This window comes from Micromonospora sp. NPDC048898 (genome assembly GCF_043198035.1).
Lineage (GTDB): Bacteria > Actinomycetota > Actinomycetes > Mycobacteriales > Micromonosporaceae > Micromonospora.
The window spans coordinates 734,347-757,284 of record NZ_JBICUF010000002.1 but is presented as its reverse complement, the minus strand read 5'-3'; the positions used below and the strand labels follow the sequence as shown (position 1 = coordinate 757,284).

At 70.5% G+C, this 22,938-nt stretch carries 22 protein-coding genes; 11 read left to right on the top strand and 11 right to left on the bottom strand.

The genetic code is table 11. The features are described from left to right. Positions 1-114: 114 nt before the first annotated feature. The gene (locus tag ACGFIQ_RS10220) at positions 115-618 is read right to left on the bottom strand and encodes a MarR family winged helix-turn-helix transcriptional regulator (RefSeq protein WP_393242109.1); all 504 of its coding nucleotides are present in this window, start codon (positions 616-618) and stop codon (positions 115-117) included. Positions 619-735: 117 nt separating this feature from the next. Here ACGFIQ_RS10220 and ACGFIQ_RS10215 point away from each other — a divergent pair, with 117 nt between their 5' ends. Then, positions 736-963, top strand: coding sequence for a hypothetical protein (locus ACGFIQ_RS10215; RefSeq protein WP_393242106.1), 228 nt, complete (start codon positions 736-738; stop codon positions 961-963). Positions 964-972: 9 nt separating this feature from the next. Here the strand turns inward: ACGFIQ_RS10215 and ACGFIQ_RS10210 are convergent, their stop codons facing one another. The 5 genes from ACGFIQ_RS10210 to dnaA form a co-directional block, all read right to left on the bottom strand. Then, positions 973-1,587, bottom strand: coding sequence for a DUF721 domain-containing protein (locus tag ACGFIQ_RS10210; protein WP_393242103.1), 615 nt, complete (start codon positions 1,585-1,587; stop codon positions 973-975). Next, entirely contained in the window at positions 1,577-2,710 is a 1,134-nt protein-coding gene (gene recF / locus ACGFIQ_RS10205; protein WP_393242100.1) for a DNA replication/repair protein RecF, read from the bottom strand. The genes ACGFIQ_RS10210 and recF overlap by 11 nt, the downstream gene beginning before the upstream one ends. 16 nt (positions 2,711-2,726) lie before the next feature. Then, a complete protein-coding gene (gnd, locus tag ACGFIQ_RS10200; RefSeq protein WP_393242097.1) occupies positions 2,727-3,602 on the bottom strand; it encodes a phosphogluconate dehydrogenase (NAD(+)-dependent, decarboxylating) in 876 nt (291 codons plus the stop codon). Positions 3,603-3,642: 40 nt separating this feature from the next. After that, positions 3,643-4,776 carry a DNA polymerase III subunit beta gene (dnaN, locus tag ACGFIQ_RS10195; RefSeq protein WP_110564842.1) on the bottom strand — a complete coding sequence of 378 codons (1,134 nt, stop codon included), beginning with the start codon at positions 4,774-4,776 and terminating at the stop codon, positions 3,643-3,645. A gap of 773 nt (positions 4,777-5,549) precedes the next feature. Further along, a complete protein-coding gene (gene dnaA / locus ACGFIQ_RS10190; RefSeq protein WP_393242093.1) occupies positions 5,550-7,376 on the bottom strand; it encodes a chromosomal replication initiator protein DnaA in 1,827 nt (608 codons plus the stop codon). Between the two features lie 627 nt (positions 7,377-8,003). Here dnaA and rpmH point away from each other — a divergent pair. The 9 genes from rpmH (at position 8,004) to ACGFIQ_RS10145 (ending at position 16,743) form a co-directional block, all read left to right on the top strand. Further along, a complete protein-coding gene (rpmH, locus tag ACGFIQ_RS10185) occupies positions 8,004-8,141 on the top strand; it encodes a 50S ribosomal protein L34 (RefSeq protein ID WP_007453904.1) in 138 nt (45 codons plus the stop codon). Between the two features lie 33 nt (positions 8,142-8,174). Further along, a complete protein-coding gene (rnpA, locus tag ACGFIQ_RS10180; protein ID WP_393242090.1) occupies positions 8,175-8,591 on the top strand; it encodes a ribonuclease P protein component in 417 nt (138 codons plus the stop codon). After that, a complete protein-coding gene (gene yidD / locus ACGFIQ_RS10175) occupies positions 8,588-8,884 on the top strand; it encodes a membrane protein insertion efficiency factor YidD (protein ID WP_393242087.1) in 297 nt (98 codons plus the stop codon). Before rnpA ends, yidD begins: the two co-directional genes overlap by 4 nt. Before the next feature lie 2 nt (positions 8,885-8,886). Then, entirely contained in the window at positions 8,887-9,876 is a 990-nt protein-coding gene (gene yidC / locus ACGFIQ_RS10170; protein WP_393242209.1) for a membrane protein insertase YidC, read from the top strand. Between the two features lie 211 nt (positions 9,877-10,087). Beyond that, complete coding sequence (locus ACGFIQ_RS10165) at positions 10,088-10,705, top strand: protein jag (protein ID WP_393242084.1); 618 nt, start codon at positions 10,088-10,090, stop codon at positions 10,703-10,705. 4 nt (positions 10,706-10,709) lie between these two features. Further along, positions 10,710-11,558: a 16S rRNA (guanine(527)-N(7))-methyltransferase RsmG gene (gene rsmG / locus ACGFIQ_RS10160; RefSeq protein WP_393242081.1), complete on the top strand. Its 849-nt coding sequence runs from the start codon at positions 10,710-10,712 to the stop codon at positions 11,556-11,558. 257 nt (positions 11,559-11,815) lie between these two features. After that, entirely contained in the window at positions 11,816-13,123 is a 1,308-nt protein-coding gene (locus tag ACGFIQ_RS10155) for a ParA family protein (protein ID WP_393242078.1), read from the top strand. A 27-nt stretch (positions 13,124-13,150) separates the two neighbouring features. Further along, positions 13,151-14,164: a ParB/RepB/Spo0J family partition protein gene (locus ACGFIQ_RS10150; RefSeq protein ID WP_393242075.1), complete on the top strand. Its 1,014-nt coding sequence runs from the start codon at positions 13,151-13,153 to the stop codon at positions 14,162-14,164. Positions 14,165-15,558: 1,394 nt separating this feature from the next. Continuing rightward, entirely contained in the window at positions 15,559-16,743 is a 1,185-nt protein-coding gene (locus ACGFIQ_RS10145; protein WP_393242073.1) for a hypothetical protein, read from the top strand. Positions 16,744-16,846: 103 nt separating this feature from the next. On the opposite strand, the gene ACGFIQ_RS10140 is transcribed toward ACGFIQ_RS10145, so the two are convergent. Further along, complete coding sequence (locus ACGFIQ_RS10140; RefSeq protein ID WP_393242070.1) at positions 16,847-17,851, bottom strand: D-alanine--D-alanine ligase; 1,005 nt, start codon at positions 17,849-17,851, stop codon at positions 16,847-16,849. 7 nt (positions 17,852-17,858) lie between these two features. Then, a complete protein-coding gene (locus tag ACGFIQ_RS10135; protein WP_393242067.1) occupies positions 17,859-19,172 on the bottom strand; it encodes a PLP-dependent aminotransferase family protein in 1,314 nt (437 codons plus the stop codon). A 297-nt stretch (positions 19,173-19,469) separates the two neighbouring features. On the opposite strand from ACGFIQ_RS10135, the gene ACGFIQ_RS10130 reads away from it, so the two are divergent. Continuing rightward, the gene (locus ACGFIQ_RS10130) at positions 19,470-20,135 is read left to right on the top strand and encodes a GNAT family N-acetyltransferase (RefSeq protein WP_357066114.1); all 666 of its coding nucleotides are present in this window, start codon (positions 19,470-19,472) and stop codon (positions 20,133-20,135) included. A 16-nt stretch (positions 20,136-20,151) separates the two neighbouring features. Here ACGFIQ_RS10130 and ACGFIQ_RS10125 read toward each other — a convergent pair whose 3' ends face one another. The 3 genes from ACGFIQ_RS10125 to trxB all read right to left on the bottom strand — a co-directional run bounded on the left by ACGFIQ_RS10125 (position 20,152) and on the right by trxB (position 22,792). After that, entirely contained in the window at positions 20,152-21,315 is a 1,164-nt protein-coding gene (locus ACGFIQ_RS10125; RefSeq protein WP_393242064.1) for an N-acetylmuramoyl-L-alanine amidase, read from the bottom strand. A gap of 171 nt (positions 21,316-21,486) precedes the next feature. Beyond that, positions 21,487-21,810 carry a thioredoxin gene (gene trxA / locus ACGFIQ_RS10120; protein WP_053651673.1) on the bottom strand — a complete coding sequence of 108 codons (324 nt, stop codon included), beginning with the start codon at positions 21,808-21,810 and terminating at the stop codon, positions 21,487-21,489. Positions 21,811-21,841: 31 nt separating this feature from the next. Then, positions 21,842-22,792: a thioredoxin-disulfide reductase gene (trxB, locus tag ACGFIQ_RS10115; protein ID WP_357109810.1), complete on the bottom strand. Its 951-nt coding sequence runs from the start codon at positions 22,790-22,792 to the stop codon at positions 21,842-21,844. Between the last annotated feature and the right edge of the window lie 146 nt (positions 22,793-22,938).

Here is a 22,938-nt window from a genome sequence, read left to right as displayed (position 1 = left end):
CGCCTGACCCGCCGACCGCCTGACCCGCCGACCGCCTGACCCGCCGACCGCCTGACCCGCCGACCGCCTGACCCGCCGACCGCCTGACCCGCCGACCGCCTGACCCGCCGACGCTTAACCCGCCGACGCCTGACCCGCCGCGTCGGTCTCTGCCACGGTCTGGTCGCTGCCCGGTCGGTTGGCCGCGGCGATCACCTGGGTGAGCACCGCGTGCAGGTGTTGCAGGTCGGCGACGGGCAGCCCGAGTCGCTGCACGATCGCGGCCGGGATCAGCTCCGCCTGGTCGCGCAGCGCGGCGCCGCTGGCGGTGAGGGTGACGGCGAGGCTGCGCTCGTCGCTGGGGTCGCGTTCCCGGCGTAGGTAGCCGGCGGCTTCGAGTCGCTTGAGCAGGGGTGAGAGCGTGCCCGGGTCGAGCTGCAACAGGCGGCTGAGGTCACGGCCGGACAGCGGCGCGTGCTGCCAGAGCGCCAACATCACCAGGTACTGCGGATGGGTCAGCCCCATGGGTTCGAGGAGTGGCCGGTAGACGGCCACCACGCTGCGCGCGGCCACCGAGAGGGCGAAGCAGACCTGCTGCTCCAACGCCAACGGGTCGACGCGATCCGGTCGTTCGGTCATCGGTTGCCCTTACCAAGCACGGTGACTACTCTACCGATCATTGGTGTGCCAACCATTGGTGCACCAATCGTCCGCTCGTTCGGCGGGCGGACGACGCGCGGCGGAAGAGGGCGGCAGATGAGCGAGGACGGCGCGACCACCAGGGCCCCGGGCGAGGGCGGCCGACTCCTGAGCTGGGCGTTCCGGCACCTCGCCGGCCCGGCCGAGGGTGTCAGGGGTGCGGTGCAGGGCGGCTCGGCCGAGGCCCGCGAGGCGTGGAAACGCGACCTGGCCGAGCGCAAGCGCTTCACCCGGGAGCAGCGCGAGCGCAAGCGCGCGGCCCGCGAGGCCGACCGGCGGCGCTGAGGGGCCGGCTCAGCCGTACGTGTCGCGGGGGCCCCGGCCGCGTACCCGGCGTGGCCCCTTCCCCCAGGAGGGCGCCGCCGGGCCGTGGATGTGCAGCTTGCGCACGACGTTGTGGCCGACCTCGCTGGCGATCTGCTTGAGCAGCGAGCCGGCGAGCAGGCGCAGCTGGGTCGCCCAGGCCGTCGAGCGTGCCTCCACGGTCAGCTCGCCGTTCTCCAGCTTGACCGGGCGGCTGTTCTGCGCGACCTCCGCGCCGACGACGCGCTCCCAGGCGCCGAACACGGTGGCCTCCGCCGCCGGCTGCTGCCAGCCACGCGCCTTCACCAGCCGGTTCAGCACGGCGCTGAGCGGCTGCGGGTCGCGCGGGTCGGGGCCCGGGCCGGAGTAGCCGCGCAGCCGCCGCCCCGATCCGCCGGCCGCGTCGCCGCCGGCACCACCCGGGGTACGTCGGGCTCGGGCCGCCGCCTGCCGCCGCGACAGCGCCGCGTCGAGCACCGCCCGCGCCAACTCCGGTCCGCTGGCGGCCGCCGACTCACCGCCGGTTGCCGGCGCCCCCGGGGTACGCGTGGACGCGGTGTCGCCTCCGCCGGCCTCGGGTCGTTTGGGGCGTGGCTCATCCGACACGGCGTACCGTCCCTTCGCCGACCTGGTAGCGGGTGCCGCGCAGGGTCGCCGGCACGTCGTCGTCCACTGCGCAGGTGACAAGCAGTTGGCTCGCCCCGCCGACCAGCTCCGCCAGGCGCTCCCGGCGACCGGTGTCCAACTCGGCGAAGACGTCGTCGAGCACCAGCACCGGCTCGATTCCGTCGGCGCGCAGCAGGTCGTACCCGGCCAGCCGCAGCGCCAGCGCGAACGACCACGACTCGCCGTGGCTGGCGTATCCCTTGGCGGGCAGTGGCCCGAGGGTCAGCGCCAGCTCGTCGCGGTGCGGGCCGACCAGGGTGGTGCCCCGTTCGATCTCGGCGGAGCGGGACGCGGCCAGGGCGGCGGTCAGCGCCTCGGCCAACGCGGCCCGGTCGGTGGTCGGCTCGGCCAGCTCGATCGAGGGCCGGTAGGCGATGCTCGCCGCACCCTGACCGGCGGCCACCGCGTCGTATGCCTTGGCGACGTGCGGGGTGAGCGCGGCCACCAGTTCCAGGCGGCCGGCGAGCAGCTCCGCGCCGTGCTGGGCCAGGTGGGTGTCCCAGACGGCGAGGGTGCCGAGGTCGCCGCCGCGGGACCCGCCGGTCTTGCGTGCCAGGTACGCGGTGCGCAGCAGGGCGTTGCGCTGCTTGACCACCCGCTCGTAGTCGGCCCGCACACCCGCGAACCGGGGTTGCCGGTTGACCAGCAGGTCGTCCAGGTAGCGGCGGCGCTCGGACGGGTCACCCCGGACCAACTCGAGGTCTTCCGGGGCGAAGAGCACTAGTCGCAGGGCGCCGAGCACGTCCCGGGCCCGCCGCGCCGGTGAGCGGCCCAGCCGGGCCCGGTTGGCCTTGCCGGGCACGATCTCCAACTCGACCAGAAGCTCCCGGCCGTCGTGCACCACCGCGCAGCGGATCACCGCGGCGGTGGCGCCCATCCGGACCAGCGGCGCGTCGGTGGCGACCCGGTGTGAGTCCAGGGTCGCCACGTAGCCCAGCGCCTCGACGAGGTTCGTCTTGCCGACGCCGTTGGGGCCGGTCAGGACGTTCGCCCCCGGCTGGAGGTCGACGGCCACCCGCTCGTACGAGCGGAAGTCGACAAGTTCCAGCCGGTGGACATACACAGGTTGTGGATGCCGCTCAGCGCTTGTGGACGGCGTGGCCACCGAACTGCTGGCGCAGCGCGGAGACGGCCTTCATGGCGGGCGAGTCGTCGTCCTGCCGCGAATTGAACCGGGCGAACAGCGAGGCGGTGATGACGTTGAGCGGCACCGCCAGGCGAACCGCCTCGTCGACCGTCCAGCGGCCCTCGCCGGTGTCCTCGGTGTAGGCGCTCAGGTCGGCCAGCTCCGGGTCCTCGTCGAGCGCCCGGTCGAGCAGGTCGAGCAGCCAGGAACGGACGACCGTGCCCTCCCGCCAGGACTTGATGACCCCGGGCACGTTCGTCACCAGCTCGGAGGCGGTCATCAGCTCGTAGCCCTCGGCGTAGGCGTGCATGAGGCCGTACTCGATGCCGTTGTGCACCATCTTCGAGTAGTGCCCGGCACCGACCGGCCCGGCGTGCACGAAGCCGAACTCGCCCTCCGGCTTGAGCGCGTTGAAGATCGGCATCAGCCGGTCGACGTGCTCCTGGGAGCCGCCGACCATCAGCCCGTAGCCGTTCTGCCGGCCCCAGACGCCACCGGAGACGCCGACGTCGAGGTAGCCGATGCCCAACTCGTTGAGCCGCTCGGCCCGGGGCGCGTCGTCGGTGAAGCGGGAGTTGCCGCCGTCGATGATGATGTCGCCCTCGCCGAGCACCTCGGCGAGGGAGTCGATGGTGGCGTCGGTGACACCGGCGGGCACCATGACCCAGACCACGCGCGGCGACTCGAGCTTCTCTGCCAGGCCCGCGATGGTCGGGACGTCGCTCAGCTGCGCGTTGTGGTCGAAACCGACAACGTCGTGACCGGCGGCGCGCAACCGCTCCCGCATGTTGCCGCCCATCCGGCCGAGTCCTACAAGGCCGAGCTGCATGTGTTTCTACCTCCGTGGATCCGGGTGTTGCTGAACGCGATCAGCGCGAGACGCGGATCGGCATGATGAGGTACCGGTACCCCGGAATTACCTCTCCATCCTCGCCGGCGGGTGAGATCACCGCGGGCTTGAAGGCGTCGACGAACGAGAGCACGGCGGTCTGGGACCCCAGGTTGGCCAGGCCGTCGATGAGGTACTGCGGGTTGAAGCCGATGGTCAGCGCGTCGCCGGTGAAGGTGGCCTCCATGGCCTCGCTGGCCCGCGCCTCCTCGGAACCGCCGGCCTCGACCACCAGGCCGTCGGCGCTGAAGCTCAGCAGCACCGGAGTGGCCCGCTCGGCGACCAACGCGACCCGCTTGACCACCTCGATCAGGGTGCTGACCGGCACCCGGGCGGCGGCGTTGTGGGTGGCCGGGAAGAGCGAACGCACCGGCGGGTAGTTGGCGCCGTCGAGCAGGCGGCTGGTGGTGCGCCGGGTGCCGCCCGCCAGGCCGACCATGCCCTCGCCGGCAGCGCCCTGGGCGAGGGCGAGCGTGACCTCGCCGCCCAGCGGGCCGAGTGCCTTGGCGGTGTCGTTCAGGGTGCGGGCGGGCACCAGGGCGTTGATGCTGACCTCGGGGTCGTCCGGCTGCCACTGGATCTCGCGCAGCGCCAGCCGGTACCGGTCGGTGGCGAGCATCGACAGCGTGTTGCCGGAGAGCTCGACGCGGACGCCGGTCATCATCGGCAGCGTCTCGTCCCGACCGGCCGCGATGGCCACCTGGGAGACCGCGGTGGCGAACGCGGCAGCGTCGACAGTGCCGGCGCTCTGCGGCATCTCGGGCAGCGCCGGATAGTCCTCCACCGGCATGGTGGGCAGGGTGAACCGGGCGCTGCCGCAGACCAACTCGAGGTGGGCGCCGACCGCGGCGATGTCGACCGGCTTGGCCGGCAACGCCTTGGTGATTTCGGCGAGCAGGCGGCCGGAGACGAGCGCGGCGCCGTCGGCGTCGCCCTGCACCTCGACTGTCACCTGGCTGGAGACCTCGTAGTCGAACCCGGAAACCCGCAGGTTGCCGTCTGTGACCCGGAGCATCACCCCGGCGAGCACCGGGACGGATGGCCGGTTGGGCAGGCTCTTCGCGGTCCACGCCACGGCCTCGGCGAGCGCGTCGCGCTCCACTCGGAACTTCATCAATGCCTCCGCGTCGACGTCAGCGACAACTCTCTCATGCCGACCGCTGCCTACCGTCCCGCCCGACCGTGCGGGTACCCATCGCACCTTAGGGCGCGTGGGTATCGGCTGTGCGCCCGACCCCATGGTTCGTGTCGGTGCTGACCGGGTGATCGGGCAGCGCTCGGCACGATCCACAGAAAGCCCAACGGTGATGATTGGTTTTTGTTCTCTTAGAAGAGATAACTCATCGTCTTCATCGCACCTGTGCAAACTGTGGAAAACCCGCGTCTTCCCTGCTCAGACACGTTATCTACAGGTGATTTAGCTGTGGAGAACCGGGGGTGCAACTTGCTCGCCTGTCCACAGCCCGGTCTCGGCGCTCGGTTGTCCACCGTTGTCCACCGGTTGTCCACCGGTAATCCACCGACTTTCTCCCCAAGCCTGTGGACGACGATGAAGATCACCATTGCCGTCATCCCCAGAACCTTCAACAGCTCGCACACAGGTCGACGGTCAGCGGTGGATAACGTGACGGTTGTCCCCAGGCGTCCACAGCTCCGTACACAGGGTTTCTCCACAGCCTGTGGGTAACCGGCGAAGGACGGACCGTAGTTATCCACCGACGGTGGATAACGAGCTGTGGACAACGAGTGGGAGTCGAGGCGGTCACGGCCTCCATGCTGTGGCCTACACCATGTCGAGAGTCCAGCCGGAGGGCCGAAAAAACGCCCGACCGGAGATCCGGGCGGGCGTTTCCTGGACTGCGTGCCGCCGCGACGGCGGCGTACGCCTCAGCTGTTCTGCTTGATCCGGTTGGTCAGCTCGGCGATCTGGTTGTAGAGCGAGCGGCGTTCCGCCATCTGCTGCCGGATCTTCCGGTCGGCGTGCATCACCGTGGTGTGGTCCCGGCCACCAAAGGCCTGCCCGATCCGGGGCAGCGACAGCTCGGTCAGCTCCCGACACAGGTACATGGCCACCTGCCGGGCGTTGACGAGCACCCGGGACCTGGACTGACCGCGCAGGTCCTCCAGGCTCACGCCGAAGTAGTCGGCCGTCGAGGCCATGATCTGGTCGGCGTTGATCTCCGGCCCGGCGCCGTCGGGCATGAAGTCCCGAAGCACCTCCTCGGCCAGCGACAGCTCGACCGTCGACCGGGTCAGGCTGGCGAACGCCGTCACCCGGATCAGCGCGCCCTCCAGCTCCCGGATCGAGTTCGACACCCGCGAGGCGATGAACTCCAACACGTCCGGCGGGGCGTACATCCGCTCCTGCGCCGCCTTCTTCTGCAGGATCGCGATCCGGGTCTCCAGATCCGGTGGCTGGATGTCGGCCAGCAGACCCCACTCGAACCGGGTTCGCATCCGGTCCTCGAGGGTGGCGAGCTGACGCGGCGACCGGTCCGAGGTGATCACGATCTGCTTGTTGGCGTTGTGCAGGGTGTTGAAGGTGTGGAAGAACTCCTCCTGCGTACGCTCGCGGTTCTCCAGGAACTGGATGTCGTCGATCAGCAGGATGTCGACGTCGCGGTAGCGCCGCTGGAACGCGCTTGTCTTGTCGTCCCGCAGCGAGTTGATGAAGTCGTTGGTGAACTCCTCGGTCGAGACGTACCGGACCGAGCGGGCGTTGCCGAGTGTCGTGGCGTAGTGCCCGATGGCGTGCAGCAGGTGCGTCTTGCCCAGCCCGGAGTGCCCGTAGATGAACAGCGGGTTGTACGCCTTCGCCGGTGACTCCGCCACCGCCACGCTCGCCGCGTGCGCGAACCGGTTGGACGAGCCGATGACGAACGTCTCGAACATGTACTTCGGGTTGAGTCGGTTGCCGCCGGTGTCGGCGCCGGGCAGCCGGCGGTCGTCGCGGCCACCCGCGCGGTGGTCCACTCCGCTGCGACCCGGGCCGCTGTCCGTTCCGCTGTCGCGGGGCATCGCGCGGATCACGTGCTGGTCGCGCGGCGACCCCGAATCTTCCCGGTAGCGCGGCTCGTAGGGCCGGGTGTCCGGGCCCTGTGAATCGAGGCGAGCGGCCTGCTCGTCGTAGCCACGGCGATCCGGCCCGGGGCGCGACGGCCGCATCGGTTCGGCGAACGCGGCGCTGAACAGCGCCTCCTGCCCGTCTCGGCTGGCGGGGATCATCCCGGGACGGTGCGCGTCGAGGTTCGGCGCGAGCGGCGGACCCGCGGGTGCGGGTGGCGCGACCGGCTCGGACGTCCGCGGCGCGTGGGTCTGCTCGGGGATCATGGTGTCGGCGTGCGTTCGTGCGCCGTGGTCGTCGAAGGGTGCGGCAGCCGGACCCTCGACGTCGAACGGGCTGGACTCCGGGGCGCTGCGGTAGACGGTGCCGGCCGGTCGGCCCGTGGCGTCCTCGGCCACGCGCACGGTGACCGCGACCTGGATCGGACGACCGAGCCGGCGGGTGAGCGCCTCGGTGATCGCCGGGCGCAGCCGTGACTCGATGACGTCGCGGGTGAACGCGTCCGGCACCGAGAGCAGCGCGGTGTCCTCGACGATCGCCCGCAGCCGGGTCAGTCGGAGGTAGGCACGCTGCTGGGCAGAGATGATCTCGTCGGCTAGCTCGTCGGTCGCCGCTAACCACACTGCGGCAAGGTCGGTCGTACCGGCCACCGTCGTGCCACCCCCTCGCCTCTGCTCCCGGCCGCCGCTGTCTGCCAGCCGGCCATCCCGGGCCCGCCGCGTTCGCGGGTGGAACAACACCCCACCCGGACGGTCGACCGGTGGTCATCCACAAGTTATCCACAGCCTGTGTACCGACCGATTGTGGCCGCCACCGGACGCGGGTGGGACCTGCCCCCTGCCTGACCGGGCGTTGAAGCGGGTTCACCGTGCCGAACGATTCACTACCTTGTCCGGTCTTGCCTGCGCGACGACCGGAGCTTCCGACGCTCACCGCAATCGGGCACGGTAACAGCGTTGTCCCTGCGCCATCAACCGGCGACGCGGTGACAGCCTTGTCGGCATCAGCGAAAACCACCCTTCGGCCCCGGGCGCGTCCTGTTGTCCGCTCCTCGGGGTGTTTGACGGCCATTGCCCCCCTGCGTAGGCTGGAACGGCTGCTTTCTCGCCCTCTGCTAGGGTGATGGGTGCTTGCTGTCCGCGGTCGCATCCCCGCGTCGTCGAGGTCCCGCACCACCGGACAGCACCGATCGGGGGCCACCGTCGAGGTGGCCTGGACCACCACACGACCCCGGCGATCCCGTCGCGCGGGGCGCGTACGAAAACGGAGAGCCTGACGTGAGCAAGCGCACCTACCAGCCGAACAACCGCCGGCGCGCGAAGACCCACGGCTTCCGGCTGCGCATGCGCACCCGTGCCGGCCGTGCCATCCTCTCGAGCCGTCGCGCCAAGGGTCGCACCACCCTGTCGGCCTGAGCCGACCGGGCCGGTCAGGGGACGTGGGCAGTCGTGCTGGCCGCCGCGCAACGACTGCGGCGCAGCACTGACTTCGCCGCAGCGGTTCGCGGTGGGCGACGCGTCGGACGTGGCGCCGTCGTGGTCCACCTGACCGTGCCGGTGAGCACCGAGCCCAGCACATCGACCTCGCCGGAGCCGGTGCGGGACAACAGTGCGGAGCAGTTATCCGTGCCGTCCCGCGCCGGCTTCGTCGTGTCGAAGGCCGTCGGCAACGCGGTGATCCGTAACCGGGTCAAGCGTCGGCTGCGGGCACTGGTCCAGGACCGGTTGACCGGCCTACCCGCCGGCAGCACCCTTGTCGTCCGGGCGCTGCCCGCAGCGGCGGAGGCGTCATACCCGCGCCTCGCCACCGACCTGGACGCCGCCATCGCGGTCGCCCGGTCGCCCCGCGAGCGGCGGTCCCGATGACCGGCACCGGGACGACCAGCCCACGTCTGCGGACAACCGGTGCCAAGGTGCTGATCGCGCCCATCATCGCGTACCGTCGGTGGATAAGTCCGGCGCTGCCGGCCCGCTGTCGGTTCTACCCGTCGTGCAGTGCGTACGCCCAGGAGGCGATCGTTCGGCACGGCGCGCTCCGGGGAGTCACGCTGGCGGTCCGGCGGCTGTTGCGCTGCCACCCCTTTCACCCTGGTGGACATGACCCGGTGCCGGAGCCGGGCGGCCGCCGCCGTGCTGATGTGACTGGAGCCCCGAATTGAGTCTGAGTCTCGACTGGATCTACTACGCGATTTCGTGGATCCTGCTGACCTGGCACTCTGCCTGGGACGCCATCGGGGTGCCGGTCGGCTCGGTGATCGGCACCAACTTCGCCTGGATCCTGTCCATCATCTTCCTGGTGGTCACCGTCCGGGTGATCCTGTTCCCGGTCTTCGTCAAGCAGATCAAGTCCCAACGGGCGATGCAGGCGCTCCAGCCCAAGGTCAAGGAGCTTCAGGAGAAGCACAAGGGTGACCGGGAGACGCTCCAGAAAGAAATGATGGAGCTCTACAAGAAGGAGAAGGCCAACCCGCTGATGGGTTGCCTTCCGATGTTCCTTCAGATCCCGGTCTTCCTCGGCCTCTTCCACGTGCTGAAGCGGCTGGACCCGGCCAACCTGGGCAAGACGAAGTACGGCTGGAGCGTCGACCAGTTCACCAGCGCCTCGCAGGCGAAGCTCTTCACCGCCCCGATCGCCGGCAAGTTCGGCTCCACGGCCGACGAGCTGTCCCGCCTTGGCGCCACCGGCAGCACCGTCAAGATCATTGCTGGCATCCTGGTCCTGATCATGATCGCGACCACCTACCTGACCAGCCGCCAGATGATCCTCAAGACCGGCTGGGCCGAGGACCCGCAGCAGCGGATGATCCAGCGACTCATGCTCTACGGCATCCCGGCGTCGCTGCTGATCTCCGGCGCGATCTTCCCGATCGGCGTCATCATCTACTGGGTCACCAACAACCTCTTCACCCTCGGGCAGCAGCAGTGGGTGCTGCGGAAGTTCCCGCCGCCGGTGACCGCCAAGAAGGCCGTCGCCCCCGCCGCCAACCGCAGCCCGGTGCAGCCCGCCAAGTCCGGCGGCCTGTTCGGTCGCGGCAAGGCGGCCCCGCCGGCGCCGGTCAAGGCGACCGCGCCCAAGGTGGCCGGGCCGAAGCCGGGGGCCAAGCCGGCGAACAACCCGAAGAAGAGCCGTCCCGCCAAGCGGCAGGGCTGACCCGCACGGGCCGTCGCCGGATGACCGGTGGCGGCCCGTTCCGCACCGCGCAGCCGCCGTCCGGTGGCGCCGGGCGGAACCGACCGCGCACCGCGCGGCCACGGGCGACACTGCCCGTACAGACGTGCCTGTGGGCACCGGCAACCTCCAGCCGGCCCCGGGAAACCAGTCGGACCCGACGGTCCGGCCGAGCGAGTACGGAGATGAGACCGTGACCGAGACCAGCATCCCCCGCGCCGAGCAGTCCCTGGACGAGGAGGAGACCGCCACGCTCGCGGTGGACGGCGACGACACCGAAGCCGATGACACCGAGGCGGACGACGACACCGACACCGCCGCCGGCACCCGGGTGAAGAAGGCTGTGAGCGAGGGCGACCTGTTCCGGCAGAGCGAGATCGCCGCCGACTACGTCGAGGGCCTGCTCGACATCCTCGACTACGACGGCGACATCGACGAGCTGGTCGCCGCCGGCCGTCCGATGGTCGAGGTGGTCGGCGAGCGTCTGCAGAATCTGGTCGGTCAGCGTGGAGCCACCCTGGAGGCGCTCCAGGAGCTGACCCGCCTTGCCGTCTTCCGGCAGACCGGCACGCCGAGCCGCCTGCTGCTCGACGTCGGCGGCTACCGGGCGAACCGCCGCAAGGAACTCGCCGCCGTCGCCAAGAACGCCGTCGAGAAGGTCAAGGAGTACGGCGAGCCGGTCCGCCTGGAGGCGATGTCCGCGTTCGAGCGCAAGTGCGTGCACGACGTGGTCAACGCCATGTCCGGTGTGGCGAGCGAGTCCGAGGGCGTGGAGCCGGCCCGGCGCATCGTCGTACGGCCGGCGGACTGACCGGGTGACCCACCACGACAGCACGGCCGATGCCGTGACCGGCCCGGGCGGCCCACCGCTCGGGCCGTCCGCTGTCCAGCCCGCTGGGGCTGGCGTCGAATCGGCCGACCTCGGCACCGCCCCGTCAGCAGAGGACGCGGCGCTGCCGCCCGACCTGGCTCCGGCCGCGCTGACCCTCTTCGGCGACCGTCTCGACCTGGCCGCCGCGTACGCCGAGTTGTTGGTCACCGACGGGGTGGTCCGCGGCCTGATCGGCCCCCGCGAAGCCCCTCGCATCTGGGATCGGCACCTCCTCAACTGCGCGGCGGTCGCCGAGCGGATCCCGTCCGGCGCGACGGTCCTCGACGTCGGCTCCGGGGCCGGTCTGCCGGGTCTGGTCCTGGCCATCGCACGCCCCGATCTCACGGTCACCCTGATCGAGCCTCTGGCTCGACGCACGTCGTTCCTGATCGAGGTCGTCGAGCGACTCGGCCTGGCCAAGTCGGTACGGGTGTTCCGCGGCCGGGCCGACGAGGCGGCTACCGGTTCGAGCGGTCGGGACCCGATCAGCGGAGACGTCGTCACTGCCCGCGCGGTCGCGCCACTGGATCGCCTGGCCGGCTGGAGTCTCCCCCTGGCGGTGCGTGGCGGCCGCCTGCTGGCGCTGAAGGGTTCGTCCGCGGCTGCGGAGATCGAGGAGCACGCCGAGGTGGTGGCGCGACTCGGTGGCGGGGAGCCCACCCTGCACCTGTGTGGGACCGGGGTGATCGACCCGCCGACCACCGTCGTGGAGATCGTGCGCGAGCGGATGGTCGGCCCGGCCCGCGCGGCGACCAGCAAGCGCTCCCGGAACGGCCGGCCCCGCCGACGCTGACACTTCGTGTCATCGGGCTTCCGGTCGGTGGGTTGCCTCGTTGTACCGGTACGGATGGACGAGGGGATGAGAACCCGACGTGGACCGGCCGCGCCCGTCCGCCGTAGGCTGACCGCGCGTCGATAGTGTGAAGCGGGCGACGGACGTCGCGGGGTCTCCGACCGCTCCCGAGAGCCGTACGCTCCGGGTTGCGAGCGTGGGTGTGGCCAAGTTGACCGGGGCGCGGACCGACCATCCGAAGCGGGCAGGGATGACAGGTGCATGACGACGGCAGGTACGACGATCCACGCGTGACCGGGTCGACAGACGATCCCGTTTCACGTGAAACCGACTACCCGAGCTGGTCGCCCGGAACGACCGGGCCTGCGGACGGCGATCCGTCGTTGTTCGGCGGAGATCCAGCGGATCCACCGACCGGGCCCGAAGTGGTGGACCCGGCGAGTGTTCGCCGGACACCCGAAGGGCTGACCCGGCCGGCCAATGCCGTCGAGGTGCGGCAGACGTCAGGCCGGCGCAACACCGCCCGAGCGGTTCGCTTCGAGCCGGCGGTTCCGCACCAACCCGGCGCTGCGGCGGTACGAGATGCCGTGCCGGTGATCGCCGACGCGCCGATCGCTTCGACCGACTCGTTGGCTGCCGTGGCAACCGACCCCACGTACGTTTCACGTGAAACCCCGACGCGCGAAGAGGATGACCCACCGTTGGCTATGGAGGCGATGCGCGCCGTGCAGATCCTGAATCCCAGTGGCGAGGTGACCATGCCTCGGCCGGACCGGACCCGGGTCATGTGTGTCGCCAACCAGAAGGGCGGCGTGGGTAAGACCACGACCACCGTCAACCTTGCAGTGGCGCTCGCCCTGCACGGCAACCGGGTGCTCGTGGTGGACCTCGATCCGCAGGGCAACGCCTCGACCGGGCTCAACGTCCCGCACCACACCGGCATCCCGGACGTCTACGACTGTCTGATCAACAGCGTGCCCCTTGCCGAGGTGGCGCAGGCTGTCGAGGGCATCCCCAACCTCTGGTGTGTACCCGCGACCATCGACCTGGCCGGCGCCGAGATCGAGCTCGTGTCGGTCGTGGCGCGGGAGTCACGCCTGGACCGGGCCATTGCCGCCTACCCGGGCGAGTTCGACTACGTCTTCATCGACTGCCCGCCGTCGCTCGGTCTGCTCACGGTCAACGCTCTCGTTGCCGCGCAGGAGGTGCTGATCCCGATCCAGTGCGAGTACTACGCCCTGGAAGGGCTCAACCAGCTGATCAACAACATCAACCTGGTGCGCCAACACCTCAACCCGAAGCTCGATGTCTCCACCATCCTCCTGACGATGTACGACCGACGTACCCGGTTGGCCGACGCCGTCGAGCAGGACGTCCGGAACCACTTCGGCGACAAGGTTCTCCAGGCGGTCATCCCCCGCAACGTGCGGGTTTCCGAGGCACCCAGCTACGGCCAGTCGGTGATGACCTACGATCCCGGATCGCGGGGAGCCACGAGTTACTTCGAGGCCGCCCAGGAGATCGCTGAACGAGGCGTCAAGGAGCCGGTGGGTCGGAATGCGTAGTGCGGACGAGTCGCTGGGAGGCGAGGCATGAAGAACCGTCCTCGGGGCGGTCTGGGTAGGGGCCTGGGGGCGCTGATCCCGACCGGACCGGCGCCGGGTGCCGCCGGCACCGCAACGGTGGAGCCGGAGAACGAGCACCCGGTCGAGGCCGAAGCCGCAGCCGTTCCGGCGGTCACCGCCGGGACGCAGGTTCACGAGCCGGAGCCCACGCTCAGCCCCGTACCCGGAGCACGATTCGCCGAGATTCCGGTCGACGCGATCCTGCCCAACCCGAAGCAGCCCCGCCAGGTCTTCGACGAGGAGGCACTGGAAGAACTCAAGACCTCGATCCAGGAGGTCGGCTTCCTTCAGCCCATCGTCGTCCGGCAGCTCGACGACGAGAAGTACGAGCTGGTGATGGGCGAGCGGCGTTGGCGGGCCGCCCAGGCGGTGGGGCGGGACAGCATTCCTGCCATCATCCGGGACACCCGGGACGACGCCATGCTCCGCGACGCCCTCCTGGAGAACATCCACCGAGCCAATCTGAACCCTCTCGAAGAGGCCGCCGCCTACCAGCAGCTGCTGGAGGAGTTTGGGGCCACCCACGAGGAGTTGGCCCGCAGGATCGGCCGGAGTCGCCCGCAGATCTCCAACACCATCCGGCTGCTGAACCTGCCGGCCCAGGTGCAGCGCCGGGTTGCCGCGGGGATTCTGTCCGCGGGCCACGCCCGCGCCCTGCTGAGTCTCGACGAGACCGAGGCGCAGGAGCAGTTGGCATTGCGGATCGTGGCCGAGGGCCTCTCGGTTCGGGCGACCGAGGAAATCGTTGCGCTGACGCTCAACGACGGGCCGGCGAAGGGGCAGGCCGCCAAGCGACGGCCGAAGGCGCACGCGCCGGCCCTGACCGATCTCGCCGACCGCCTGTCCGACCGCTTCGACACTCGGGTGAAGGTCGACATCGGCCGGAGCAAGGGGAAGATCACCATCGAGTTCGCCACCGTGGACGACCTTGAGCGGATCGTCGGGATCATCGGAGTGCAGCAGGAGGAGAGCGGGGACTGAGCCTGCCCTCTCCGCCCACGGCCGCGCACCCTTCGGGTAGCGCGGCCGTTCTGCTTCCGGCTCCCGCGTTTCACGTGAAACAGCTGTCGATCGCCGTTCCGAGGGCGGGGTCTGTCGCACTCGCGAGCCGCGGCTGGCCAGCCGTTCACCCGATGCCGCAACGGGCGCCGCGTCCCTGCGGCGGCCCGCGACGGTTGACCGTCTGGAGCCGCAGCGGGCGGCCGCCCCACATCGCCACGGGGGCGCGGCCCCGCAGCGGCCCGCGGCGGCGTGTCCGCGGCGGCGTGCCCGGGGCGGCGTGCCCGGGGCGGCGTGCCCGGGGCGGCGGGCCCTCGATGATCGACTCGGTTTTCATGAAGGCGCGGTATCCGGCCCAGTGCGATGCCCCGCCTTTCAGGAAACCGAGTCGATCATTGCGGGCCATGTCGCACCGCCGACGCCACGTCGCACCGCCGGAAATCACCAGTCCCTGAGCCGGGCCGGCAGTCCGACCTGCCGACCCGGTACTGGCTCGACCGGCGACAGCTGGAGCAATACCGAGTGCGCGCGATCTCCGTTTCACGTGAAACAGAGACCCGCTGCCGCGTGGACCGTCCGGTTCACCCCGGGGATGACCATGACGTACTCGCGCGGCCGCTGAGTGGCCCGCTGCCGCTTCGCGTGCCGCAGGGGTACCTCCAGCCGGTCCGGAACTTCTTACGACCTTCTCGACGCGTGTACGGCTCCCGAGCATCCTCGCTGCCGCCGTCACTGCCCGACGCTCGCCAGCCACCTCTCGTCGTCGCCGCGCGCTGTTCGGTGAGCCCCGACGGGGAACCGCCGACCGGTGCTGACACGCACATCCCGTGAGCCCGGCCAGCCCTGGCCCCTCAGCAACCCCGGTACTCGTCGGGGGTGTGGAGGCGTCCGCGTCTCGTAGCTCCATTCTGAGCGATCACGCTGGCGGACAACCGCCTCTTCAAGGCGTCGGCTCGGGGCCAGGAGCCCAGAGGGGCGTCCCGATCGCCGTTGTTCGTCGGTCGGTCGACGCGCGGGTGCCCCTTCCGGGGCCGCGTCTGGGCGACCGGGCCAGACAGGTCGGGTTCCGAGCGGCCGGTGGTGTCGAGCCGTCATTGCCACGCGGTTCGGCGATCTTCCGACAACGACCGACCGGTGGAAAAGTTATCCACACCCGTTGTCCACAGGCACCCCCTGTTTCACGTGAAACAGCGCGTGAGAGCGGGTGTGAGCCTGTGGATGACGGCCCGTATTGGCGATCTCGGCAGCCTGTGGATATCGCTTCGCCGTACGGTGGTGACGTGGCGCACCTGATCGACGAAGAGCACTGATCTGGTCGATCGGCAGGGGTCAAACGGGTAGGGACAGCGGTGCCAGACTCGGTTAGGGTCAGCGTCGTGCACGACACCCCTCCCTCAGTCCCGGACTTCACGCAGTGGCCGTCGTTCCCCTTCGAGGGGGACCTCCACGTGAAGCAACTCGATGATCCGGTCCCGGTCGAACCGCCCCGGAAGGGCGAGGGCCTCCGGGAATGCACCGCCTGCAACGCGCCCGACGAGGCCTACATCTGGGTGGGCGAACGGTGGCGAGTCCGTGCCATGGACCGACCCACCGGCCTGCCCATGGTGCTCATCCTGGAGTCGCGGACCCACCTCGACCTCGGTGACCTGCCGAACCTGCTTGCCGCCGAGTTGGGCGTGATGACCGTACGGCTGGAACGGGCCATCCGGTCACTCGACGGTGTGGCGCGGGTGCACGTCAACCGGTGGGGAGACGGCTCGGCTCACCTGCACATGTGGTTCCTCGCCCGGCCGTACGGCCGGCTCCAGTTGCGGGGCACCTTCCTGTCGCTGTGGGATTCGATTCTGCCGCCGATCTCCGAGGCGCAGTGGCGGGAAAATCTGGCGCTCGTTGCCGCCTGGCTTGCCGAGTTCGGTGGTCGTCCGCTCGCCGAGCCACCCCGAATCCAGTGGCAGGCACCGTCCAGCCTGCTGGCCCAGTCGGCCGCCGCGGATGCCGCTGCCGCCGCCGCTGCGGAGGCAGCCTCGGCAGCGGCGGCCTCAGTCATCGAGGCCGCCGAGGAGACTTTGGAACCAGCGCCTGAGCCCAACGTCGCTACCGGCCAGACCGACGAGGACGAAGTCCCCGCAGCGGATCCCCTCGTCGTGGATGCCGGCTCTCCGGCCGACGTCGCCGAGCCGACCGGCGAAACCGCCCGATCGGCATCCGCCACCCACGAGGCAACGGGCGAGTCCACCGCCTCACCATCCATCGCTTCGGCGTCCGGTACGCCGGCAACCACCGCCGCCCCAGCAACCACCGCCGCCCCAGCAACCGCCGCCGCTGGCACGGCAGAGCCGCTCCCCGGCGGCTCCGCGGTCCTCGACGGTGCCGCGGGCCGCGCTGGCTCAATGGGGAACACCGATGACGAGGCCGCCCCCGGCACGGCCGGGCTGACCGTCAAGCAGGCGGCCCCGGAGAGCGGCACCGCGGACAACGGCACCGCGGACAGCAGCACCGACGGTCCCGCACCCGCCACACCGCCGCGCACCGACGGGCCGGACGCACGGACGGTTCGCTGACGGTGGACCGACCATGAGGGTGGTGCGGTGATCCAGGCGTGCGGCGACCACGCCAACCTCATGGTCGGCTCAGAGGCAGCGGGGCCCGCCGAGGCGGCGGCGGTCAGGGAGTGGTGAGGCGGGCCGCCGCTCGGGCGACCAGGGTGCCGAGGAGCCGGCCGAAGTCCAGCCCGGCCGCCTGCACGGCAAGTGGCAGGAGCGACGTCTCCGTCATGCCCGGCGAGACGTTGACTTCCAACACGTGTGGCTGGCCGGCAGCGTCCACGATCACGTCGACCCGCGAGAGGTCCCGCAGACCGAGCGCGGTGTGCGCGGCGAGGGCCACGTCGGCGACCGTTGCGGACACCTCCGGGTCCAACCGGGCCGGAGCGTGCCAGGTGGTCCGTCCGGCCGTGTAGCGGGCGGCATAGTCGTACACGCCGTTGCGCGGCACGATCTCCACGGGCGGCAGCGCCTGCGGTCCGTCGCCGAGGTCGACCACGGAGACCGCCACGTCCATGCCGGGCACGTACCGCTCGACAAGCGCGGTCGAGTCGTACGCGAAGCAGCCGACCATCGCGGCGGGCAGCGCCGCGGCGTCCCGCACCACCGCGCCACCCAGCCCCGACCCGCCCTGGGCGGGCTTGACCATCAGGGGTAGGCCGAGTCGGTCGACGATCCGGTCCAGTACGGCGACCGCGCCCAACTCGGAGAAGCGGTCGTGCGGCAGGGCCACCCAGTCCGGTGTGGGAATGCCGGCCTCGCGGAGCACCGCCTTGGCCGAGGGCTTGTCCCAGGCGACCCGGGAGGCGCGGGCGTCGCAGCCGACGTACGGGATGTCACACAGGTCCAGCACGCCGCGCAGTGAGCCGTCCTCGCCGGTGGCCCCGTGCAGTGCGATGACGACGGCGTCCGGTGGGTCGGCGGCCAGCGCGGGGAGCAACGCCGCGTCGGCGTCGCGCAGCTCGGCTTCCACCCCGACGGCGCGCAACGCGTCGAGCACTCGTCGACCGGAGCGCAGTGACACGTCCCGTTCGTAGGAGAGCCCACCCGCGAGCACCACGACGCGCAGGTCGGTGGAGGCGGCGGAATCGGTCACGAGGAGGCGCTCAGTGGCGGTCGTACCCATGCCGGCATCATGCCAAGTCGGGCCCTGGGACGTCGGAGCCGGCCTGGCCGCGTCGGCCGGCGGTGCCGCCCACGGCGCCGAAGACCCGGCGCATCGCGATCTCCTGCTCCATCACACCGGCCAGCCGGCGGACGCCCTCGCGGATCCGCTCCGGCGGCGGGAAGCTGAAATTCAGCCGCATCGCGCCGGTGCCGGTGCCGTCGGCGTAGAAGCCGGTGCCGGGCACGTAGGCGACCCGAGCGGCGATCGCGCGCGGCATCATCGCCTTCGAGTCGAGGCCCTCGGGCAGGGTGGCCCACACGAAGAGACCGCCGGCCGGCGTGGTCCAGCTGGTGCCCTCCGGCATCAGGTCGGCCATCGCGTCGAGCAGGGCGTCCCGGCGCTCCCGGTAGACCTCGCGATAGACCTTGAGTTGCTGCCGCCACGGCATCGTGCCGAGGTAGGTGGCCACCGCGGTCTGGGCGTAGACGCTGGGGCAGAGGATCTGGGCCTCGCTGGCGATGACCAGCTTGTCGCGGACCGCGTGCGGGGCCAGGATCCAGCCGACGCGCAGCCCCGGCGCGAAGGTCTTGGAGAAGGTGCTGAGGTAGAAGACCCCGTCGCGGCGTCGGGCCCGCAGCGGCGCCGGCGCGTCACCCTCGAAACCCAGCTGACCGTACGGGTCGTCCTCGACGACGAGCAGACCGGCGCGCTCGCAGATGTCGAGCACCCGTTCCCGGCGCTCCTCGCTGAGCGTCACACCGGCCGGGTTCTGGTAGGTGGGGATCGTGTAGAGGAACTTCACCCGTCGGCCGGCGCGGGCCAGGTCGGCGATGGCGGTTTCCAGCGCCTCCGGGATCAGCCCGTCCGCATCCATGGGCACGTGCACGACCTGCGCCTGGGCGGCCTGGAACACGCCGAGCGCACCCACGTAGGTCGGACCCTCGGCCAACACCACGTCACCGGGGTCGAGGAAGAGCCGGGCGACCAGGTCCAGGGCCTGCTGCCCGCCCACGGTGACCACGACGTCCTCCGGGGAGGCGCCGCACGCGGCGTCGATGCCGGAGAGCGACATCACCTCGCAGATGCGCTCGCGCAGCTCGAGGGTGCCCTGACCGATGCCGTACTGCAGGGTGGTCACGCCGTGCTCCGAGCCGAGCCGGCCGAGCATCTCACCGACCGCGTCCAGCGGAAGGGCGGCAATGTACGGTGCGCCACCAGCGAGCGAGACGACCTCTGGACGACTGGCGACCGCGAACAGTGCTCGGATCTCCGAGGCGGTCATTCCGCGTACCCGCCGGGCGTACCGGTCGGTGTAGTCGTCAAGAGTCGTGCCGGTCATGACCTCACCTCGATCGCTGCTCGGGTGGTTCCCGCCCCGGATACCCCATTTACCGATGACCATGGCAGTGGGACACCGATTGTCGATCCTAGTCCGCCAGGGCCACGTCGCCGGCCTGCGGAGACGGATCGACCACATGGCGGACCGCCGTCCGGGACGTCCCCCGGTGCGGTGGGCATCTGCGCGTCCCCTCCCGTATCGCCGATCGGCGGCGTACGATCGCTCGTCGGGGGCAGGAAGGCGGCGCTGTCGTTTCGTGCCGATCCTTCCACCGAGCCTATTGTGGGGATGCGCCGTATGTCGCGACGTCTGGTCAGCCTGACCCTCGACACGTTGGAAGACCTTCCTCGCCCGTGTCGGCAGTGCGTCTACTGGGAGCTCGATCCGGTCTCCGCGGATCGCGCCTGCGCCGCCGGTGATCCGGGCCTGGAGAAGGAGGCGTGGGTCTCGCAGACACTGCTGGAGTGGGGTTCCTGCGGCAAACTCGCGTATGTCGACGGCATGCCGGCGGGGTTCGTGACGTACGCACCGCCCGCCTACGTGCCCCGCTCGATGGCGTTCCCGACGTCGCCGGTCTCCGCTGACGCGGCGCTGCTGATGACCGCCAACGTGGTCGCTGCGTTTTCCGGGGGCGGGCTGGGCCGGATGCTGGTGCAGGGCGTCGCCCGAGACCTGACCAAGCGGGGGATCAAGGCCATCGAGGCGTTCGGCGACGCCAAGTTCGGCGACGCGGACGACCCCGCGGGCGGCTGCGTGGCGCCTGTCGACTTCTTCCTCTCGGTGGGGTTCAAGACCGTACGTCCGCATCCGCGTTTCCCCCGGCTGCGCCTTGAGCTGCGGACGGCGCTGAGCTGGAAGTCCGACGTCGAGTACGCGCTGGAGAAACTGCTCGGCTCGATGAGCCCGGAGACCCTGCTTCGTCCGGTGCGTCCCGCTCCGGCGACCCGCTCCACCAACACCTGATCGCCGAGCCGGCGGGTCAGTCGACCACCGTGCCGGCGGCCACGACGGCACGCAGCTCGCTGACGTCCAGCGAACCGGTCGGAACGTCCCTCTCGATCGGGTAGTACATCCGCTGTACCGCGGCCACGATGGCCTCCACCACCCGGTCGCGGAAACGGGGGTCGACCAGTCGGGCGCGGTCCGTGGGTGAGGTGAGGTAGCCGACCTCGACCCGGACGGCCGGCATCCGCGTCAGCCGCAGCAGGTCCCAGGTCTTGGCGTGGGTCCGGCAGTCGCGCAGCCCCGTGCGGGCGACGATCTCCCGCTGCACCAGCCCGGCCAGGCGTTCACCGGTCGCCGACGTCACGCCGTTGTCGGTGCCGTAGTGGTAGGTGGCGACGCCCTCCGCATCCGGGTTGGCGTGGCCGTCCACGTGCAGCGAGATGAACACGTCAGCGCCCAGCGAGTTGGCCAGCAGGGCCCGGTCGGTGTCCGGCAGGCATCTGTCGGGCGACGGGCCGCGGGTGAGCTGCACCCGCACCCCGGTCGCGGCGAGTCGCCCCTCCAGCCGGCTGGCCAGGTCATGCATCAGGTCGGCCTCCGTCCAGCGCAGCGACCCGTCGGGCACCACCATCCCCGGGTCGGTGCCGCCGTGCCCGGGGTCGATGACCACCGTCTTGCCGACCAACGCCGGCCCGGACTGCCGGATGGCGTCGGACTCGCGTAGCCACTGCGGTCGGCCACCGACCACCTTGCGGCCGATCCGGCGCAACGCGTTCATCGTGTGCGGGCCGCAGGAACCGTCGGGGGTGAGGCCGACCTCGCGTTGGAACTGGGCCACCGCCCGGGACGTCCGGATTCCGTAGATGGCGTCCGCCCGGCCTACGTCGTACCCCATTTCCAGTAGCCGCTCCTGCAGCGACCGGACATCCTCGCCGGTGAGTGGGTCGGGGACCGCGTGGTAGAGGGTGCGGGCGCCGAGCCGCCAGCGGGCGGCGTCCAGGGCGCGCCAGGTTTCCGCCCCGACCCGGCCGTCCACGCTGAGGCCCCGGGACTGCTGGAACGCGCGGACCGCCCGCTCGGTGGCGAGGTCGAACTCGTCGGCGTGCGGCCCGGCGATGGTGAGCAGGTCGAGGCCGGTCAGGATGCTGCGGATCTCCGTGACCGCGGGTCCCCGGTCACCGGATCGGATCGGACGCACGGCACGACCCCCTCTGCACGACGCTGGCTGGCCGGGCGGCCCAGGGTTGAGGCTATGCGTTCCGGGGCGGCGAGGTGGCCTGGCCGGGAAAAACGTCGACGGCGCGGCCGGAAGGACACCGAACCCCGCACCCGACGAGCGGGTACGGGGTTCGGTGGATGTTTCTGCTGGTCAGAGAGCCGACTCGATGAGCCGGACCAGCTCGCCCTTCGGCTTGGCACCGGCGATCGACTGCACCGGCTGGCCGTTCTTGAAGACGGTGAGCGTCGGCACCGACATGACCCGGTAGGCGCGGGCGGTCTCCGGGTTCTCGTCGATGTTGAGCTTGACGATGCTGACCCGGTCGCCCATCTCGCCGGCGATCTCCTCGAGCAGTGGCGACACCTTGCGGCAGGGGCCGCACCACTCGGCCCAGAAGTCCACCAGAACCGGCTTGTCGGCCTGCAGTACGTCAGCGACGAAGCTCTTGTCGGTGACCGCCTTGGTATTTCCCACTGTGCCCCTCCTCCGGGATGTGTTACTTGTTTCAGCTGAGCGTCGCGATGAACCGTTCGGCGTCGAGCGCGGCGGCACAGCCGGTGCCGGCCGCGGTGATCGCCTGACGGTAGGTGTGGTCGACCAGGTCACCGGCGGCGAAGACGCCGGGCACGTTGGTGCGGGTGCCGGGGGCCTGGACCTTCACGTAGCCCTCGTCGTCCATCTCGACCTGACCACGGAAGAGCTCGCTGCGGGGATCGTGACCGATGGCCACGAACACACCTGTCACGTCCAGCACCTTGGTGTCACCGGTGTGCACGTTGCGGACCCGTACGCCGGTGACCTTGCCGTCGTCGCCGAGGATCTCCTCGACGGCGCTGTTCCACTCGACCTTGATCTTCTCGTTGCTCAACGCCCGCTCAGCCATGATCTTGCTGGCCCGGAACGAGTCGCGGCGGTGGATGATCGTGACCGACTCCGCGAAGCGGGTGAGGAAGCTGGCCTCCTCCATCGCCGAGTCGCCGCCGCCGACGACCACGATGTGCTGGTTGCGGAAGAAGAAGCCGTCGCAGGTGGCACAGGAGGAGACGCCGTGGCCGAGGAACTCCTGCTCGCCGGGCACGCCCAGCGGACGCCAGGCCGAACCGGTGGAGAGGATGATGGATCGGGCCCGGTAGGCGGTCTCGCCGACCCAGACGGTGCTCACCGCGCCGGAACCAGCGTCGCCGGTGTCCACCAGCTCGACCCGGGTCACGTCGTCGGTGAGAAACTCCGCACCGAACCGCTCGGCCTGCTTGCGCATGTTGTCCATCAGCTCGGGGCCGAGGATGCCGTCGGCGAAGCCGGGGAAGTTTTCCACCTCGGTCGTGGTCATCAGCGCACCACCGGACTGCACGCCCTCGATGATCAGCGGCTTCAGGTTGGCGCGTGCGGCATAGACCGCCGCTGTGTAGCCGGCCGGACCGGAGCCGATGATGATCAGGTTGCGGACCTCGTCCACTGCCGTCTCCCGATTGTGTGTGTTTCAGCGTCGGTGTGAGCGCCGGTGCTGATCCGAGTTGCCGACGCCTGGATGGGGCCGACAGCTGACTTCCAGAACGTCATCGTACGAACCGGGGATTCCCGAAACCGGCATCTGGTGGGTCA

Bases quoted from the DNA above. Each gene is read 5' to 3' on its own strand.
- dnaN (WP_110564842.1), bottom strand. From the start codon at position 4,776: ATGAAGTTCCGAGTGGAGCGCGACGCGCTCGCCGAGGCCGTGGCGTGG.
- ACGFIQ_RS10150 (WP_393242075.1), top strand. From the start codon at position 13,151: ATGAAGAACCGTCCTCGGGGCGGTCTGGGTAGGGGCCTGGGGGCGCTG.
- ACGFIQ_RS10130 (WP_357066114.1), top strand. From the start codon at position 19,470: ATGTCGCGACGTCTGGTCAGCCTGACCCTCGACACGTTGGAAGACCTT.
- ACGFIQ_RS10215 (WP_393242106.1), top strand. From the start codon at position 736: ATGAGCGAGGACGGCGCGACCACCAGGGCCCCGGGCGAGGGCGGCCGA.
- yidD (WP_393242087.1), top strand. From the start codon at position 8,588: ATGACCGGCACCGGGACGACCAGCCCACGTCTGCGGACAACCGGTGCC.
- ACGFIQ_RS10220 (WP_393242109.1), bottom strand. From the start codon at position 618: ATGACCGAACGACCGGATCGCGTCGACCCGTTGGCGTTGGAGCAGCAG.
- ACGFIQ_RS10135 (WP_393242067.1), bottom strand. From the start codon at position 19,172: ATGACCGGCACGACTCTTGACGACTACACCGACCGGTACGCCCGGCGG.
- gnd (WP_393242097.1), bottom strand. From the start codon at position 3,602: ATGCAGCTCGGCCTTGTAGGACTCGGCCGGATGGGCGGCAACATGCGG.
- ACGFIQ_RS10140 (WP_393242070.1), bottom strand. From the start codon at position 17,851: ATGGGTACGACCGCCACTGAGCGCCTCCTCGTGACCGATTCCGCCGCC.